Origin of the sequence: Phycicoccus duodecadis (genome assembly GCF_002846495.1) — a bacterium.
Lineage (GTDB): Bacteria > Actinomycetota > Actinomycetes > Actinomycetales > Dermatophilaceae > Phycicoccus > Phycicoccus duodecadis.
Genome location: NZ_PJNE01000001.1, coordinates 1,837,075 through 1,852,524, shown reverse-complemented (window position 1 = coordinate 1,852,524; position 15,450 = coordinate 1,837,075). Strand labels below are relative to the sequence as shown.

Below are 15,450 nucleotides of genomic sequence, written 5' to 3'. Positions count from 1 at the left end.
TCGTCACCTTTTCGGGGTGACCCCGAAAAGCCGAGGTTCCGCACGGGGCTACCGCACGCCGTCCAGGGACTCTTCAGGCGTGGCAGATAGGCTGACCGGACGCCTGCCGACCCGAACGACCGCGAGGAGGTACGACGTGGGCCTGCTCGACCGCCTGGAGGCGGGGATCGAGCGCGCCGTGCAGGGCACCTTCGCCAAGCACCTGCGCGCCGCCGTGCACCCCGTCGAGATCGCGAGCAACATCCGGCGCGCGATGGACGACCGCGCGGTCACGTCGTCCGGCCGCGCCATCGTGCCCAACGTCTTCATCGTCGAGCTCAGCCCCGGCGACTTCGACCGCATCTCGCCGGACATGAAGAACGTCGAGATGGACCTCGTCGCGGCCGCCGAGGAGCACTGCGAGGGGCAGCACTACCAGCCGGCCGGCCCCATCGACATCGTCTTCGAGGAGCACGACGACCTCGAGACCGGCGTCTTCCGGCTGCGCCCGAGCAAGGCCAGCCGCCCCCGCGCCACGGGGATGACCGGCCAGGAGCGCGCCGTCCGCCCCACCCCGTCGCCCGGCCCCGCCGCAGCCGCAGCCGCCCCCGGTGCTGCCGCGGCCGCGGCCGACGCCGACGGTCCCACCCGCCCCCACGACGCCCGCAACGCCGCCGCACCCCCGCCCCGCCGCCGGGTGAACCCCGCCGACCGCCCCTGGCTCGACGTCGACGGCGAGCGCTACCCCCTGATGGGCGCGATGACCATCCTCGGCCGCGACGACAGCGCCGACATCATCCTCGACGACCCCGGCATCTCGCGGCGCCACAGCGAGCTGCGCGTCACCACCGACGGCCCGCACTTCGTCACCACCGTGCGCGACCTCGGCTCGACCAACGGCACCTTCGTCAACGGCGAGCGCATCACCACCACCCACATCGACGACGGTGACCGCATCACCGTGGGGCGCACCTCCATCACCTTCCGCGCGGGCAGGAAGTGACCCACCGATGATGAGCGAGCTGACCCTCACCGTGCTCCGGCTCGGTCTCCTGGTCGTGCTGTGGGGCTTCGTGTTCGCCGTGGTCGGCGTGCTGCGCGGCGACCTCTACGGCACCCGGGTCAACCGCCGCTCCACCAACACCCCGCCGCGCGGGACCCCGGCCCTCCCGGCCGCCGACGCGCGCCGCGGCCGCGCCGCCCGCACCCCCAAGCCGTCCCGTGCCGCCAAGAAGGGCCCCACCCGCCTCGTCGTCACGGCCGGCCCGCTCTCCGGCACCACGCTGCCGCTGCGCCCGGCCGGCACCCTCGTCGGCCGCAGCCCCGAGTGCGCCCTCGTCCTCGACGACGACTACGCCTCCGGCCGGCACTGCCGCATCTTCGAGGGCGAGAACGGCACCTGGATGGTCGAGGACCTGCGCTCCACCAACGGCACCTACCTCGGGGCCACGCGCCTGACCGAGCCGCGCGAGGTCGCCGCCGGCAGCGTGCTGAGGATCGGGCAGACGATGCTCGAGCTCCAGAGGTAGACGATGCCCTTCGCCTTCCACTACGCGGCCCGCTCCGACGTCGGTATGGTCCGGTCCAACAACGAGGACTCGGGCTACGCGGGCCCCCACCTGCTCGCCATGGCCGACGGGATGGGCGGCCACGCCGGCGGCGACGTCGCCAGCTCCACGGTGATCGCCTCCCTGGTCGACCTCGACGGCGAGTCGCTCTCGGGGCGCGACGCCAGCACCGCGCTGCTCGACCGCATCAAGCGCGCCAACGCCGAGATCGGCCAGCGCATCCACGACGAGCCCGCCCTCGACGGCATGGGCACCACCCTCATCGCGATGCTGCGCACGGGCGTGACCATCACGCTGGCGCACATCGGCGACTCGCGCGCCTTCCTGGTGCGCGACGGTCAGGTCAGCCAGGTCACCAAGGACCACTCGTTCGTGCAGAACCTCGTCGACGAGGGCCGCATCACCGCCGACGAGGCCAAGACCCACCCGCAGCGCTCGCTGGTCACCCGCGTCCTCACCGGCGCCGATGACGACGAGCCCGACCTGGTGGTCCGCCAGGGCAAGGCCGGCGACCGCTACCTCATCGCCTCCGACGGCCTCACCGACTACGTGGCCCGCGAGACCGTCGACGAGGTGCTGGTGCAGACCGCCGACCCGGCCGAGTGCGCCGACCGCCTCGTGGCCCTGGCCCTGCGCGCCGGCGCCCCCGACAACGTCACCGTCGTCGTCGGCGACCTCGTCGACATGGCGCGGGCCGCCGCCCCGCCCACCCAGCCGCAGGTGGTCGGCGCCGCCGCCGCCCGGCGCCGCGGCACCCGCCCGATCCCCACGACCCCCGCCGCCAAGGCCGCGGCCCTCACCGCGGCCGCCACCCGGGGCTCCGACGACGACACCGACGACGCCGTGACCCTGGCCGAGGAGGGCCCGCGCAGCCGCCGAGCCACCCTGCTGCGCGTGGCGGCCACCCTCGTCGTCGCCGCCGTCGTGCTGGCCGGCGGCTCGTACGCCGCCTACGCCTGGTCCCAGCAGCAGTACTACCTCGGCGCCCAGAACGGCGTGGTCACCGTCTTCCGGGGGGTCGACCAGACGCTCGGCTGGGTCTCGCTCAGCTCCCCCGAGTACTCGACGATGATCCCCGTCGACGACCTGCCGCCCTCCTACCAGCAGAGCATCGAGAACGGCATCCAGGTCGCCGACCGCGCCGACGCCGCCAGCCGGGTCGCCGAGCTGCGCGTGCAGGCCGCCGCCTGCCGCTACTCGCGCGCCAACGACGAGCCCTGCCGCACCGTCGCCCCCACCTGGGTGGAGCCCACGCCCACCCCGAGCCCCACGGCATCCCCCACCCCCACCGGCTCCGGGCTGCCCACCCCCACCGCCTCGGCCACGCTGCCCAAGAACGTGACCACCCCGACCCTGCCCCCGCCGTCGTGAGCATCGTGTCGTCGGTGGCCCCCCGCAGCGGGCGCACCACCGAGCTCATCCTGCTGCTCGGTGCGGTGGGCATCGTCGGGCTCGCCTACGTCAACCTCGGGCTGGCCACCACCGGCACGTTGCCGCCCGGGCTCGCCGCGGTCGGCGTGGGCTACCTCGCCGTCAGCCTCGCCTTCCACGTCGTGCTGCGCTGGAAGGCCAAGTACGCCGACCCGCTCATCCTGCCCATCGTCACCCTCCTCAACGGCCTGGGCCTGGTGATGATCCACCGGGTCGACATCGCCCGAGGCCGCGAGATCGCCGACGGGGTGGCCCTGCGCCAGCTGATGTGGAGCGCGCTGGCCGTCGCCATCGCCACCGCCGTGCTCTTCGCGCTGCGCGACCACCGGCTGCTGCGCCGCTACACCTGGATCGCCGGGGTCGCCGGCTTCGCCCTCCTGCTGCTGCCGTTGATGCCCATCATCGGCAACTCCGAGTACGGCTCCCGCATCTGGATCCGGGTGGGCCCCTTGTCGTTCCAGCCCGGTGAGGTCGCCAAGCTGCTGCTGGCCGTCTTCTTCGCCGGCTACCTGGTGCAGACCCGCGACGCCCTCTCGGTGGCCGGCCGCAAGATCCTGGGGCTGACGCTGCCGCGCGCCCGCGACCTCGGCCCCATCCTCATCGCCTGGCTCGCGAGCCTGAGCGTGCTGGTGTTCGAGCGCGACCTCGGCTCGTCGCTGCTGTTCTTCGGGCTCTTCGTCGCGATGCTCTACATCGCCACCGAGCGGGTCTCGTGGATCGCGATCGGCCTGGCGCTCTTCGTGGCCGGCGCGTACCTCGCCTACCTGACCTTCGGGCACGTGCAGACCCGCGTGCTGCTGTGGCTCGACACCTTCAGCCCCGAGGCCCTCCACACCTCCGACCAGCTGGCCAAGGGGCTGATGGGGATGGCGGCCGGCGGGATGATCGGCACCGGCATCGGCCGCGGCCGCCCCGACCTCACCTACCTGGCCGAGTCCGACTTCATCGTGCCCAGCTTCGGCGAGGAGCTCGGGATGATCGGGCTGTTCGCCATCCTGGCGCTCTACGCCCTGCTGGTCGAGCGGGGCCTGCGCACGTCGCTCGGCACCCGCGACGGCTTCGGCAAGCTGCTGGCCGCCGGCCTGTCGTTCTCGCTGGCGCTGCAGTGCTTCGTCGTCGTCGGCGGCGTCACCCGCGTCATCCCCCTCACCGGCCTGACCATGCCGTTCCTCTCGGCCGGTGGCTCCTCGCTGCTCGCGAACTGGACCCTGGTCGCCCTCCTGCTGCGGATCTCCGACCACGCACGCCGGCCGGTGCCCGACGCCCAGCAGGCCAGTGCCGTCGGCGAGGCACACACCCAGGTGGTGAGGCTGTCGTGAACGCGCCCGTGCGCCGGCTCTCGCTCCTCGTGGGGTTCCTCTTCGCGGCCCTGCTGGTGTCGACCACGCTCATCCAGTACGTGTTCGCCGCCGACCTCAACGCCCGCCCCGACAACCGCCGCACGCTGCTGGCCACCTACGCCCGCGAGCGCGGCGACATCCTGGTCGGGCAGACCCCGGTCGCCACGTCGGTGCCCACGCAGGACGAGTTCAAGTTCCTGCGCACGTACGAGAAGGGCCCGCTGTACTCCCACGTCACCGGCTTCTACTCCTTCTACGGCGCGGTCGGTGGCCTCGAGCAGGCCGAGGACGCCCTGCTGTCCGGGGCCAGCGACAAGCTCTTCTACCGCCGGGTGTCCGACCTGTTCACGGGGCGCCGGGCCCAGGGCGCCACCATCGAGACCACGCTCGACGCCGCCGTGCAGAAGGCCGCCTCCGACGGGCTCGGTGACCGCCGCGGCGCCGCCGTCGCCATCGACCCCAGGACCGGGGCGATCCTGGCGATGGTGAGCCACCCCGACTTCGACCCCAACCGGCTGGCGGGGCACGACCTGGCCACGGTCGACAAGAACTACCAGGCGCTCACCAAGGACCCGAGCCGCCCACTGGTCAACCGTGCCATCGGCGGCGACCTCTACCCGCCGGGCTCGGTCTTCAAGGTGGTCACGGCGGCCGCGGCCCTGAGCGACGGCTCGTACACCCCCGACTCCGAGCTGCCCGGCGGTGCCCAGCTCGACCTGCCCCTCACCGACACCCCGCTGCCCAACCACGACAACCAGCCGTGCAGCCCCAGCGGCACCGTCACCCTCAAGCAGGCGCTGGTCGTCTCGTGCAACCCCGCCTTCGGCGAGCTCGGGATGAAGCTGGGCGCCGACGCGCTGCGCGAGCAGGCCGCCAAGTTCGGCTTCGGCGACTCCCCGAGCATCCCGATGCGGGTCACACCCAGCTCGGTGCCGGCCGAGCTCAACGCCCCACAGCTGGCCCAGTCGGCCATCGGCCAGTACGACGTGCGGGTCACCCCGATCCAGATGGCCATGGTCGCCGCGGGCATCGCCAACCAGGGCGTCGTCATGAGCCCCTACCTGGTGCAGTCGGTCATCGGCTCCGACCTGTCGGTCATCGAGGCCACCCAGCCGGCCCAGCTGTCGGAGGCCGTCACCCCCGAGGTCGCCGCGCAGCTCACCGACATGATGGTGGCCGTCGTCGAGAACGGCACGGGCCGGCAGGCACGCATCGACGGCGTGCAGGTCGCGGGCAAGACCGGCACGGCCGAGCACGGCTCCGGCACGAAGGCCCACGCGTGGTTCATCTCGTTCGCCCCGGCGAAGGACCCGAAGATCGCCGTGGCGGTCATCGTCGAGGACGCCGCGGCGGCCGGGAGCGAGACCGGGGGTGGGGCGGTCGCGGCACCGATCGCCCGTTCGATGATGCAGGCACGGTTGACCCGATGAGGAGTGCACGACATGGCTGACGTCCCGGAGCTCCTCGGGGGGCGGTACGAGGTGGGCGAGCTCCTCGGCCGCGGCGGCATGGCGGAGGTCCACAAGGGTTTCGACACCCGGCTGGGCCGCCCCGTCGCCATCAAGCTGCTGCGCCACGACCTCGCGCGTGACGCCACCTTCATCACCCGTTTCCGCCGCGAGGCCCAGTCGGCCGCGGCCCTCAACCACGCCTCGATCGTCGCCGTCTACGACCACGGCGAGGACCACGTCGTCACCGAGACCGGCGGCGCCACCTTCAACGTGCCGTACATCGTCATGGAGTACGTCGACGGCCACACCCTGCGCGAGGTCCTCTCCGACGAGGGCCAGCTCGACCCCACCTACGCCATCCGGGTCACCGAGGCCGTCCTGGATGCGCTGGGCTACAGCCACCGCCAGGGCATCGTGCACCGCGACATCAAGCCGGCCAACGTGATGATCGGGGCCGACGGCGCGGTCAAGGTCATGGACTTCGGCATCGCGCGCGCCATGGCCGACGCCAATGCCACCGTCACGGCCACCCAGGCCGTCATCGGCACCGCGCAGTACCTCTCGCCCGAGCAGGCCCAGGGCCACCCCGTCGACGCCCGCTCCGACCTGTACTCCGCCGGCTGCATGCTCTTCGAGCTGCTCACCGGCCGGCCGCCGTTCCTCGGCGACAGCCCGGTCTCCATCGCCTACCAGCACGTGGGCGAGACCCCCGTGCCGCCGTCGCGCTTCGTCGACGAGGGCCTGCCCGACGACCTCGACGCCGTCGTGCTGCACGCCCTCGAGAAGCCGCGCGAGGACCGCTACCAGGACGCCGGCGAGTTCCGCCAGGACCTCCAGGCCGTCCGCCTGGGCCGGCCGGTGTCGGCTGCCGCCCGCGCGTCGGCGGCCGCCCTGGCCGCCGCCGCGGCCGGCGGGATGGGGGTCGCCGCCGCCGGGGCCACCGAGGCCCTGCCGCGCACCTCGGCCCTCTCCGAGCAGACGGCCGCCTACCAGGTGCCGGTCGCCGCGCCCGTCCCCCTGCCCCCGGTCACCGACGAGCGCCCCTACGACGATGAGGACGACCGCCGCCGGCGCGGGCCGGGCGCGTACATCGCCCTGGCCATCGCCGTGCTGGCCGCCCTCGCCCTGCTCGGCTACGGCCTGGTCAACTACCTCGGCGGCCCCGAGGGCCCCCCGCAGGTCACCGTCCCGTCCGTCGTGGGCACGCCTCAGCAGACCGCCCAGGCCAAGCTCGCCCAGGCCGGGTTCAAGGTCGACGCCCAGGTCGCGGCCGACGACACCGTCCCCGAGGGCGAGGTCATCTCGCAGACGCCCGCGGGCGACACCCAGGCCGACCAGGGCTCGACGGTGCGCATCACCGTCTCGGGGGGACCGAACGCCGTGCAGGTCCCCGACCTGCGCGGGAAGTCCCTCTCGGAGGCCACCCAGCTGCTCTCCGACCTCGGGCTCGAGGTCGGGACCGTCAAGAAGACCGACGATCCCCAGGCCGCGGCCGACGAGGTCATCTCGAGCGACCCGGCCGCCGGCGCCGATGCCAAGCCCGGCACCAAGGTGGCGCTCGTGGTCGGCACCGGGAAGGTGGCCGTGCCCAACGTGCAGGGGCTGACCCAGAACGAGGCCCAGCGGCTGCTCGCCGACGCCAACCTCCAGGTCGAGACCGAGTACCAGCAGACCAACGACGTGGCCGAGGGCAACGTCATCTCGCAGTCCCCGAAGGCCAACACCAAGGTCGACAGCGGGAGCACCGTCAAGATCGTGGTGGCCCAGAAGGCTGCGCCCACGGTCACCCCGACGACGGTCACGCCCACGCCGACCCCCAGCCCCACGCCGAGCCCGTCCGGGTCACCGACACCCTCGCCCTCGCCGAGCCCCTGACCGGGGCCGGCCGCCCGTCGGCGGTCAGCCGGCGGCGACCGCCCGGGCGACCCCGGCCGCGTCGTGCACCAGCGGCGACAGCCCGACGGAGCGCTCGACCGCATCCGCCATCCCGCAGGTCAGCAGCCAGTTGGCCAGCATCCGGTGCCCGCCCTCGGTGAGCACCGACTCGGGATGGAACTGCACGCCGTGCAGCGGCAGGCTCGCGTGCCGCACGGCCATGACGATGCCGCTGCTCGTGCGCCCGTTGGGGACCAGCGTGTCGGGCAGCGTCGCGGGGTCGATGGTCAGCGAGTGGTAGCGCGTGGCGGTGAAGGGGTCGGGGACCCCCGCCAGCACCCCGGTGCCGTCGTGGATCACCTGCGAGGTCTTGCCGTGCAGCAGCTCGGGCGCGCGCCCCACGGTCGCTCCCATGACGACCCCGAGCGCCTGGTGGCCCAGGCACACCCCGAGCATCGGCTGGGCCCGCGCGGCGCAGGCCTCGATCATCGCCATCGACACCCCGGCCTCCTCGGGCGTACCGGGGCCCGGCGAGACCAGGACGCCGTCGAAGTCGGCGCCGTCGGCCGGGGCCACGTCGTCGTTGCGCACGACCTCGCACTCGGCGCCCAGCTGCTCGAGGTAACCGACGATCGTGAACACGAAGCTGTCGTAGTTGTCGACGACGAGGACGCGGGTCATCCCCCTATGGTGCCCGCTGGGCCCCCGGGCGCGTCAGCCGACGGTGTTCTCGTTGAACGGCAGCAGCTCGGCCACCACCGGGAACACCCACTGGAACAGCACGGCCACCACCACCGCGAGCAGCACGAGGCACTCGAGGGCCTTGAGCCAGCGCGGCCCCGGCAGGGCGCGCCACAGCGCCGCGTACATCAGCCCGCCCCCTCGACCGTCATCCAGTCGGCCGCCCGCCACTGGGCCCGCGGGATGCTCTTCACCAGCACGCCGTGGGTGATGTAGCGGAACTGCGCGCTGAACTTCGGGTGGCACGAGGTCATCGTGATCATGGCGGTGGTGGGGGCCTCCCCCGGCTGGTCGGGCACCGGCGCGATGACCTCGGTCTGCCACGGGCGCACGATCTCGTGGCTGCGGATCTCGTAGACGTACACGGTGGGGGCCGTCTCGACGATCACCCGGTCGCCCGCGCGCAGCCGGTCGATGTCGTGGAACGGGCGGCCGTAGGTGGTGCGGTGCCCGGCGACGGCGAAGTTGCCCACCGCCCCGGGTGCGGCGCTGCCGTCGTAGTGGCTCACTCCGAGCGCGAGCACCGGCCGGTCGGTCCCCTCGATGACCGGGCGCGCGTAGTCGGCGCCGAAGCGCGGCACCCGGATGACCGCGAAGGCCTTGCGCTGCCCCAGCTCGGGGAAGGCGTCACCGCCGACCTCGGCGGCCCGGCCGGAGCCGAAGTCCTGCACCAGCGCCTGCACGACCTGCGCCTGCTTGCGGTCGGCGACCACGTCGGTCCACCACAGCTGCCAGGCGACGAACAGCAGCACCAGGACGCCGGCGGTGATGAGCAGCTCGCCGACCGCGCCGACGACGCGGCGGATCACCGGGCCGCGCTGGAGAAGGCGGTGCTCACGAGGCGGGGCTCTCGACCCGGGCGTGCTCCGGGGTGATGGTGCCGCCGTACGCCGGGAAGGTGCGCTGGCCGGCCTCGTTGACGTCGTACCCGAGCCCGACGCGCACCGACCAGGCGCGCAGGTTGTCGACCTCGGGGTCGTTGTCGAGCGAGCTGCGCATCCGGCCCACGTCACCGATGGCCGCGATGACGTAGGGCGGGGAGTAGACCCGGCCCTGGAGCACCAGGGTGTTGCCGACGCAGCGCACCGCGCTCGACGAGATGACGCGCTGGTCCTGCAGCATCATCGCCTCGGCCCCGCCGGCCCACAGGGCGTTGACCACGGCCTGCACGTCCTGCTGGTGGATGACGTAGTCGTCGGCGGTGGCGCCGCTGGGCAGCTCGCCGCCCTCGAGCTTGGCGTCGTCGAGGGTGACCTCGAGGGTCGGGCCGCGCACGGCGGTGCGCCCGGCAGCCGGCGCGAGGACCGCGGCCTGCTTCTCGAGGTTGCTGGTCTGGGCGTCGCCCGGGGCCATGGCCGCGGTGGCCTTGTCGATCTGCGCCTGGAGGGCCTCGATGCGCGCGGAGCGCTCGGCGTTGGTGCGGGTCTGGGCGCGGATGAGGTCGGGTAGGCGGGCGGCGTCGGCGCGCAGCGCACCGCCCTCGGAGGCCCGCACGCTGGAGGCGAAGAGCGAGCCGGCCACGAGCGCGGCGACGGGCACCAGCCATGGCCACGGCGAGGGTCGGTCGACCCTCCCGGCGTGTGTCCCGGCCACGGCGCACCTCCCTTCCCGCGTCTGCATCTACGCTAGGGCACGACGCTGAACGAACCGGAGGAGTCCCAGTGCCCGAGTCCAAGGGTCGATCCAAGCCCACGTACACGCCCCCGCGGCGCGCTGTCGCCGCCGACCAGGGCCCCAACGCGCGGTGGTTCGTGCCGGTGATGCTCGGGCTCATGGTCGTCGGGCTGCTGTGGGTCGTCACGTACTACATCTCGGGGGTGCACCAGTTCCCGGTGCCGCAGATCGGCCGCTGGAACCTCGGCGTCGGGTTCGCCCTGATGCTCACCGGCTTCATGATGACCACCCGCTGGCGCTGACGCCGCCCACCACCCATGACCCGGGGCGCGCCACGGCTCCGGCCTTCCCGAGTTGTCCACAGGGGTTGTCCACACTGGGGACGAATGACACGCGTGTAATCCACATCGGGACAGCCTGTGGACAACGCCCCGCCCACGCAACGGACGGCGGACATTTCAGACCAGGGCGTACCGGGCGGCGGCCAGCACGACCAGCAGCACGCAAACCCCGGCCAGCCCGGCCCAGTGGATGCGGCGGTCGGGCGGCTGCAGGGGCCCGCGCGAGCGCCCCAGGTAGCCGATGACCACCGCGCACAGCGCACCGGTGAGCAGGCCGCCGAGGTGCGCCTGCCAGGCGATGCCCGGGACCACGAAGCCGATCACCGCGTTGAGCGCGATGATCACGTACATCCCGGCGGCCGAGCGACCGAGGCGGCGCTGGAGCACCAGGAACGCCCCGAACAGCCCGAACACCGCACCCGAGGCCCCGACCGCGCCCTGGCACCACGACCCGCACTGGCCCACGGCCAGCTCGGCGTCGGAGGGGTAGGACGCCAGCAGCAGGTAGACCACCGAGCCGCCGAGCGCGCTCAGCAGGTAGACCGCGGCAGCCCGCGCACGATGTCGGTGAGGGCGACCCCGACCAGCAGGGGCGCTGCGACCGAGCCGCCGACGATGGCGGCGTCCCAGCGGCGGCGCCAGGTGACGTCGTCGCGCTTGTGGCGGTACTCGAAGCCCATGTTGCGCACGATCAGCGCCACCAGCAGCACCAGCAGCGGCAGGTAGAAGGCCGAGAACATCGTGGCGTACCACTCGGGGAAGGCCGCGAAGGTGGCGCCGCCGGCGGTGATGAGCCAGACCTCGTTGCCGTCCCAGTGGGGCCCGATGGTCGTGAGCATGACGCGACGGCGCTTCTCGGTGTCGGCGGCGTCCTCGCCGGCACCGAGGACCGGGAGGAGCGCGCCCACCCCGAAGTCGAAGCCCTCGAGGACGAGGTAGCCGGCCCACAGCAGGCCGATGAGTGCGAACCAGACGAGCGGGAGAGTGTCCATGTCGGTGTCCCTGGGGTCAGTAGGCGAACTGGAGCGGGGCGTCCTCGTCGGCGTCCGCGGGGGTGGCCGGGTCCGCGAAGGGCGCGGCGCCGCGGCGGACGTAGGTGAGGAAGAGCCTGACCTCGACGACGGCCAGCACCGCGTAGAGGAGGGTGTAGACGGCCATCGAGACCCACACCTCGCCGACGCCCACCGACGGTGAGACGCCGGTAGCCGTGGTCATCAGGCCGTAGACCAGCCACGGCTGGCGCCCCATCTCGGTGAAGATCCAGCCGAAGCTGTTGGCGAAGACCGGCAGCAGCGGGGTGACGGCCGCGACCAGCAGCCACCAGCGGGCGTGGGGGACACGCGTTCCGCGGGTCGCCCAGAGGGTCAGCGCCGCTAGCAGCATCGTGAGGAAGCCCAGGCCCATCATCAGCCGGAAGGTCCAGTAGGCCACCGGCACGATCGGCGTGTAGTCGTCGGTGAGGACCAGGGGCGCCATCTGCGGCCCGTACTGCGCGACCACCTTCTCGGCCAGTGCGCGCTCGCTGCCCTTGAGGTCGTTGATGCCCTCGACGGTGCCGTTCACGTCGCCGGTGCCGAGGAACGAGAGCAGGCCGGGGACCGAGATGATGCGGGTGGCCTCGCTGCCGTCGAGCGGGCCCACCGAGAGCACCGAGAACGGCGCGTGGCTGGTGGTGTCGTAGAGGGCCTCGGCGGCGGCCATCTTCATCGGCTGGACCTCGGTCATGATCTTGCCCTGGAGGTCGCCCGAGACGACCACGCCGAGCGAGGCCACGAGAGCCACGGCGGCGCCGACGCGCACGCCGTGGCGGTACATCCGGTCGTCGGCGGTGCCGGCCTCGCGGCGCAGCAGCCACAGCGAGACACCCATCACGACTGCGCCACCGACCATGTAGGCCGACAGGATGACGTGCGGGAAGGTGACGAGCTGGACCTTGTTGGTGAGCACCGCGAGGAAGTCGGCCATCTCGGCCCGGCCGGTCTCGGGGTTGAAGCGGTAGCCGACCGGGTTCTGCATGAACGAGTTCGCCGCGAGGATGAAGTAGCCCGAGAGCACCGTCCCGAGGTGCACCAGCCACATGGAGGCCGCGTGCAGGCGTTCGGGGATGCGCCCCCAGCCGAAGATCCACACGCCCAGGAACGTCGACTCCAGGAAGAACGCCAGCAGCGCCTCGAACGCGAGCGGCGCGCCGAAGATGTCGCCCACGAAGCGGCTGTAGTCGGACCAGTTCATCCCGAACTGGAACTCCTGCACGATGCCCGTGACCAGGCCGAGCGCGAAGTTGATCATGAACAGCTTGCCGAAGAACTTCGTCAGGCGGAGGTACTCGGGGCGGTGGGTGCGCACCCAGCGGAGGTGGAACCAGGCCACGATGGCCGACATCCCGATCGTCACGGGGACGAAGAGGAAGTGGTAGACGGTCGTGATGGCGAACTGCCACCGGGCGACGTCGAGCGACGATCCCATGCGGGGCTCCTGCGGGTGCGGTCTGATACGACGGTGCGTAGTACAAACTACATAACGTCGTAGATGGGACGCCAGCCGGCCTCTCGTGATCCGCCGCACGGTCGGCGGCCCGCGGCATCCCGGTGCCAGACTGGCCGGGTGCACCGCGACGACCTCGTGCGCCTCCGCCGCGCCCGCGACCGGATGGACCGCGACTACGCCCAGCCGCTCGACGTGCCGGCGCTCGCGGCCGAGGCCCTGATGTCGCCGGGGCACTTCCACCGCATGTTCCGCGAGGCCTACGACGAGACGCCCTACCAGCACCTGATGACCCGCCGCATCGAGCGGGCCGCGGCCCTGCTGCGGCACGGCGACGTGTCGGTCACCGACGCGTGCATGGCGGTGGGCTGTACCTCGCTGGGGTCGTTCTCGACACGGTTCACGGCACTGCTGGGCGTCACCCCGAGCGAGTACCGGGCCCGGGCGCACGGGGCGGCGGCCGTCATCCCGCCGTGCGTCGGCAAGCTCGCCGACCGGCCGGCGGGCACCCGGTCAGGTTCGGAGAAGCGCCGCGCCGGGGTGCGGGCCTAGCGTCGTCGGCATGACGACCTCACCCACCGCCTCGCTCGCCGTCCGCAACTGCTTCCTCGTGGTCGACGACCACGACACGGCGATGGCCTTCTACCGCGACGTGCTGGGCTTCACCGTGACCCAGGACGTGACCAACGGCGACTTCCGCTGGCTGAGCCTGGCCACGCCGACCCAGCCCGAGCTCGAGATCACCCTGCAGTCGGTCGGCGTCTACCCGGGCAGCAGCGCCGCCGACCGCGAGGCGATGGACACGCTGCTGGCCAAGGGGCTCATGAACCCGCTGATCTTCCAGTGCGACGACGTCGACGCCCTGTTCGAGCACGTGGTGGCGGCCGGCGGCGAGGTGCTCCAGGAGCCGCAGGACCAGTTCTACGGGGTGCGCGACTGTGCCTTCCGCGACCCGGCGGGGAACATGCTGCGCTTCAACCAGCGGCTCGACCGGGGCTGAGCGCGGGGCCGGGCGCCGGGTGCAGCGCTGAGCGCGGGACCCGGGCGCCTCGACACAAGACCTCCTGCACCAGACCTCGCCTCGCAACCCTTGTCCGGTGCACTTTTCGGGGTCACCCCGAAAAGCCGAGGGGCCCCGGCGGGCGCGGGTCAGGCGTCGGGGTAGCCGTGCGGGTTCTGCGACTGCCAGCGCCAGGTGTCGGCGCACATGTCGTCGACGGTGCGGGTCGCCCGCCAGCCCAGCTCGGCCTCGGCGCGCGTCGGGTCAGCGTAGGAGGCGGCGACGTCGCCCGGGCGCCGGTCGATCACCCGGTAGGGCAGCTCGTGCCCGCAGGCCCGCTCGAACGCGTGCAGCAGCTCGAGCACCGACGTGCCGTGCCCGGTGCCGAGGTTCCAGGTCGACACCGGCTCCGTGGTCTCGCCCAGGCGGCGCAGCGCCGCGATGTGGCCGGCCGCGAGGTCGTCGACGTGGATGTAGTCGCGCACCCCGGTGCCGTCGGGGGTGTCGTAGTTGTCGCCGAAGACGGCCAGCTGCTCGCGCCGCCCGACCGCGACCTGCGCGATGTAGGGCATCAGGTTGTTCGGGGGCCCCGACGGGTCCTCGCCGATGGTGCCGCTGGGGTGCGCGCCCACGGGGTTGAAGTAGCGCAGCAGCGCGATCCGCCACGTGGGGTCCGCGGCGGCGACGTCACGCAGCACCTGCTCCTGCATCACCTTGGTCCAGCCGTACGGGTTGGTCGCCGAGGTGGGCAGGTCCTCGTGCATCGGCACCGGCGCCTCGGCCCCGTAGACGGTCGCGGACGACGAGAACACCAGCCGGCGCACCCCGTGGCGCCGCATCGCGCGCACCAGCGAGAAGGTCGAGCCCAGGTTGTTCTCGTAGTACTCCAGGGGCTGCTCGACACTCTCGCCCACCGCCTTGAACCCCGCGAAGTGGATGACGGCGTCGAACCGCTCGTCGGCGAAGAGGTGCTCGGTCTTGTCGTGGTCGGTGAGGTCGAAGGAGCGCACGTCGAGGGGCTGCCCGGTGAGCCCCTCGATCCGCCCGACGACGGTGGGCTTGGCGTTCGCGAAGGAGTCGACGACCACGACGTCGTACCCCGCGGCCACGAGCTGGACGACGGTGTGGGACCCGATGTAGCCGGCTCCGCCGGAGACGAGGACGCGCATGGCCTCGACCCTAGTGCCGCCCCGGGGCGCCGCCCCGTGGGATCAGTCCGCCTCGGGGAGGACGACGCTGAGCACCCACGAGACCAGCGTGATGACGACCGCGGCCAGGACGGCGTCCCAGAAGAAGTGCTGGATCGAGAACGAGAGCCCGATGGCGCCGCCGACCCACTCGGTGATCTGCAGCATGAACGCGTTGACCACGAAGGTGAACAGGCCCAGCGTGAGCACGATGAAGGGGAAGGAGAAGAACTTCGCGATCGGCTTGATGACGGCGTTGACGAGCCCGAAGACCAGCGCCACCAGCACCACCGTGACGGTCTTGCTCGTCCACGTCGAGCTGTCCTCGGCGAGGTCGATGCCCGGCACGACCAGGGCCGCCACCCAGAGCGCGACGGCGTTGATGCCGACCCGGATCAGGAAGTTCATCACCCCGCCAGTCTGGCACGCGGGCCCGGCC

At 72.5% G+C, this 15,450-nt stretch carries 17 protein-coding genes and 1 pseudogene; 9 read left to right on the top strand and 9 right to left on the bottom strand.

The genetic code is table 11. From position 1 onward, the window contains the following. The first annotated feature begins 136 nt into the window (after positions 1–136). The 6 genes from ATL31_RS08640 to pknB are packed head-to-tail and all read left to right on the top strand — an operon-like array spanning position 137 to position 7,644. Entirely contained in the window at positions 137–982 is an 846-nt protein-coding gene (locus ATL31_RS08640) for an FHA domain-containing protein (protein ID WP_101395406.1), read from the top strand. Between the two features lie 10 nt (positions 983–992). Next, the gene (locus tag ATL31_RS08635) at positions 993–1,508 is read left to right on the top strand and encodes an FHA domain-containing protein FhaB/FipA (RefSeq protein WP_101397420.1); all 516 of its coding nucleotides are present in this window, start codon (positions 993–995) and stop codon (positions 1,506–1,508) included. Positions 1,509–1,511: 3 nt separating this feature from the next. After that, on the top strand, positions 1,512–2,918 hold the full coding sequence (locus ATL31_RS08630; RefSeq protein ID WP_101395405.1) for a PP2C family protein-serine/threonine phosphatase: 1,407 nt from the start codon (positions 1,512–1,514) through the stop codon (positions 2,916–2,918). Continuing rightward, complete coding sequence (locus ATL31_RS08625; RefSeq protein ID WP_101395404.1) at positions 2,915–4,297, top strand: FtsW/RodA/SpoVE family cell cycle protein; 1,383 nt, start codon at positions 2,915–2,917, stop codon at positions 4,295–4,297. Before ATL31_RS08630 ends, ATL31_RS08625 begins: the two co-directional genes overlap by 4 nt. Continuing rightward, entirely contained in the window at positions 4,294–5,748 is a 1,455-nt protein-coding gene (locus ATL31_RS08620; protein ID WP_101395403.1) for a peptidoglycan D,D-transpeptidase FtsI family protein, read from the top strand. Before ATL31_RS08625 ends, ATL31_RS08620 begins: the two co-directional genes overlap by 4 nt. Positions 5,749–5,760: 12 nt before the next feature. Further along, positions 5,761–7,644 (top strand): Stk1 family PASTA domain-containing Ser/Thr kinase, encoded by a 1,884-nt coding sequence (gene pknB / locus ATL31_RS08615; protein WP_101397418.1) that lies wholly within the window; start codon positions 5,761–5,763, stop codon positions 7,642–7,644. Positions 7,645–7,668: 24 nt separating this feature from the next. Here pknB and ATL31_RS08610 read toward each other — a convergent pair whose 3' ends face one another. From ATL31_RS08610 to ATL31_RS08600, 4 genes are read right to left on the bottom strand one after another with little or no spacing between them, the layout of a single operon-like run. Beyond that, positions 7,669–8,325: an aminodeoxychorismate/anthranilate synthase component II gene (locus ATL31_RS08610; RefSeq protein WP_101395402.1), complete on the bottom strand. Its 657-nt coding sequence runs from the start codon at positions 8,323–8,325 to the stop codon at positions 7,669–7,671. Positions 8,326–8,358: 33 nt separating this feature from the next. Beyond that, positions 8,359–8,514: a hypothetical protein gene (locus ATL31_RS16505; protein WP_170062495.1), complete on the bottom strand. Its 156-nt coding sequence runs from the start codon at positions 8,512–8,514 to the stop codon at positions 8,359–8,361. Then, positions 8,514–9,194 carry a class E sortase gene (locus tag ATL31_RS08605; protein WP_245862151.1) on the bottom strand — a complete coding sequence of 227 codons (681 nt, stop codon included), beginning with the start codon at positions 9,192–9,194 and terminating at the stop codon, positions 8,514–8,516. Before ATL31_RS08605 ends, ATL31_RS16505 begins: the two co-directional genes overlap by 1 nt. Positions 9,195–9,219: 25 nt before the next feature. Next, positions 9,220–9,924, bottom strand: coding sequence for a DUF881 domain-containing protein (locus ATL31_RS08600; protein ID WP_245862148.1), 705 nt, complete (start codon positions 9,922–9,924; stop codon positions 9,220–9,222). Between the two features lie 122 nt (positions 9,925–10,046). On the opposite strand from ATL31_RS08600, the gene ATL31_RS08595 reads away from it, so the two are divergent. Continuing rightward, positions 10,047–10,301, top strand: a complete 255-nt coding sequence (locus tag ATL31_RS08595; protein WP_101395400.1) for a cell division protein CrgA — start codon at positions 10,047–10,049, stop codon at positions 10,299–10,301. A gap of 156 nt (positions 10,302–10,457) precedes the next feature. Here ATL31_RS08595 and ATL31_RS08590 read toward each other — a convergent pair whose 3' ends face one another. The 3 genes and pseudogenes from ATL31_RS08590 to ATL31_RS08580 all read right to left on the bottom strand — a co-directional run bounded on the left by ATL31_RS08590 (position 10,458) and on the right by ATL31_RS08580 (position 12,806). Continuing rightward, entirely contained in the window at positions 10,458–10,853 is a 396-nt protein-coding gene (locus ATL31_RS08590; protein WP_245862145.1) for a rhomboid family intramembrane serine protease, read from the bottom strand. A 32-nt stretch (positions 10,854–10,885) separates the two neighbouring features. Beyond that, positions 10,886–11,332 (bottom strand): annotated as a pseudogene (gene cydB / locus ATL31_RS08585) (cytochrome d ubiquinol oxidase subunit II); the annotation flags it as partial. 16 nt (positions 11,333–11,348) lie between these two features. Beyond that, positions 11,349–12,806: a cytochrome ubiquinol oxidase subunit I gene (locus ATL31_RS08580; RefSeq protein WP_101395399.1), complete on the bottom strand. Its 1,458-nt coding sequence runs from the start codon at positions 12,804–12,806 to the stop codon at positions 11,349–11,351. A gap of 183 nt (positions 12,807–12,989) precedes the next feature. Here ATL31_RS08580 and ATL31_RS08575 point away from each other — a divergent pair, with 183 nt between their 5' ends. Then, a complete protein-coding gene (locus ATL31_RS08575; RefSeq protein WP_245862665.1) occupies positions 12,990–13,376 on the top strand; it encodes a helix-turn-helix transcriptional regulator in 387 nt (128 codons plus the stop codon). Positions 13,377–13,386: 10 nt separating this feature from the next. Next, a complete protein-coding gene (locus ATL31_RS08570; protein WP_101395397.1) occupies positions 13,387–13,824 on the top strand; it encodes a VOC family protein in 438 nt (145 codons plus the stop codon). Positions 13,825–13,973: 149 nt separating this feature from the next. Here ATL31_RS08570 and galE read toward each other — a convergent pair whose 3' ends face one another. Then, positions 13,974–14,993 (bottom strand): UDP-glucose 4-epimerase GalE, encoded by a 1,020-nt coding sequence (gene galE, locus ATL31_RS08565; protein WP_101395396.1) that lies wholly within the window; start codon positions 14,991–14,993, stop codon positions 13,974–13,976. Positions 14,994–15,035: 42 nt separating this feature from the next. Further along, complete coding sequence (locus ATL31_RS08560; RefSeq protein ID WP_245862662.1) at positions 15,036–15,419, bottom strand: phage holin family protein; 384 nt, start codon at positions 15,417–15,419, stop codon at positions 15,036–15,038. Between the last annotated feature and the right edge of the window lie 31 nt (positions 15,420–15,450).

Coding starts and splice junctions, on each gene's coding strand:
- ATL31_RS08635 (WP_101397420.1), top strand. CDS start 993: ATGAGCGAGCTGACCCTCACCGTGCTCCGGCTCGGTCTCCTGGTCGTG.
- ATL31_RS08630 (WP_101395405.1), top strand. CDS start 1,512: ATGCCCTTCGCCTTCCACTACGCGGCCCGCTCCGACGTCGGTATGGTC.
- pknB (WP_101397418.1), top strand. CDS start 5,761: ATGGCTGACGTCCCGGAGCTCCTCGGGGGGCGGTACGAGGTGGGCGAG.
- ATL31_RS08610 (WP_101395402.1), bottom strand. CDS start 8,325: ATGACCCGCGTCCTCGTCGTCGACAACTACGACAGCTTCGTGTTCACG.
- ATL31_RS16505 (WP_170062495.1), bottom strand. CDS start 8,514: ATGTACGCGGCGCTGTGGCGCGCCCTGCCGGGGCCGCGCTGGCTCAAG.
- ATL31_RS08580 (WP_101395399.1), bottom strand. CDS start 12,806: ATGGGATCGTCGCTCGACGTCGCCCGGTGGCAGTTCGCCATCACGACC.
- ATL31_RS08575 (WP_245862665.1), top strand. CDS start 12,990: ATGGACCGCGACTACGCCCAGCCGCTCGACGTGCCGGCGCTCGCGGCC.
- ATL31_RS08570 (WP_101395397.1), top strand. CDS start 13,387: ATGACGACCTCACCCACCGCCTCGCTCGCCGTCCGCAACTGCTTCCTC.
- galE (WP_101395396.1), bottom strand. CDS start 14,993: ATGCGCGTCCTCGTCTCCGGCGGAGCCGGCTACATCGGGTCCCACACC.
- ATL31_RS08560 (WP_245862662.1), bottom strand. CDS start 15,419: ATGAACTTCCTGATCCGGGTCGGCATCAACGCCGTCGCGCTCTGGGTG.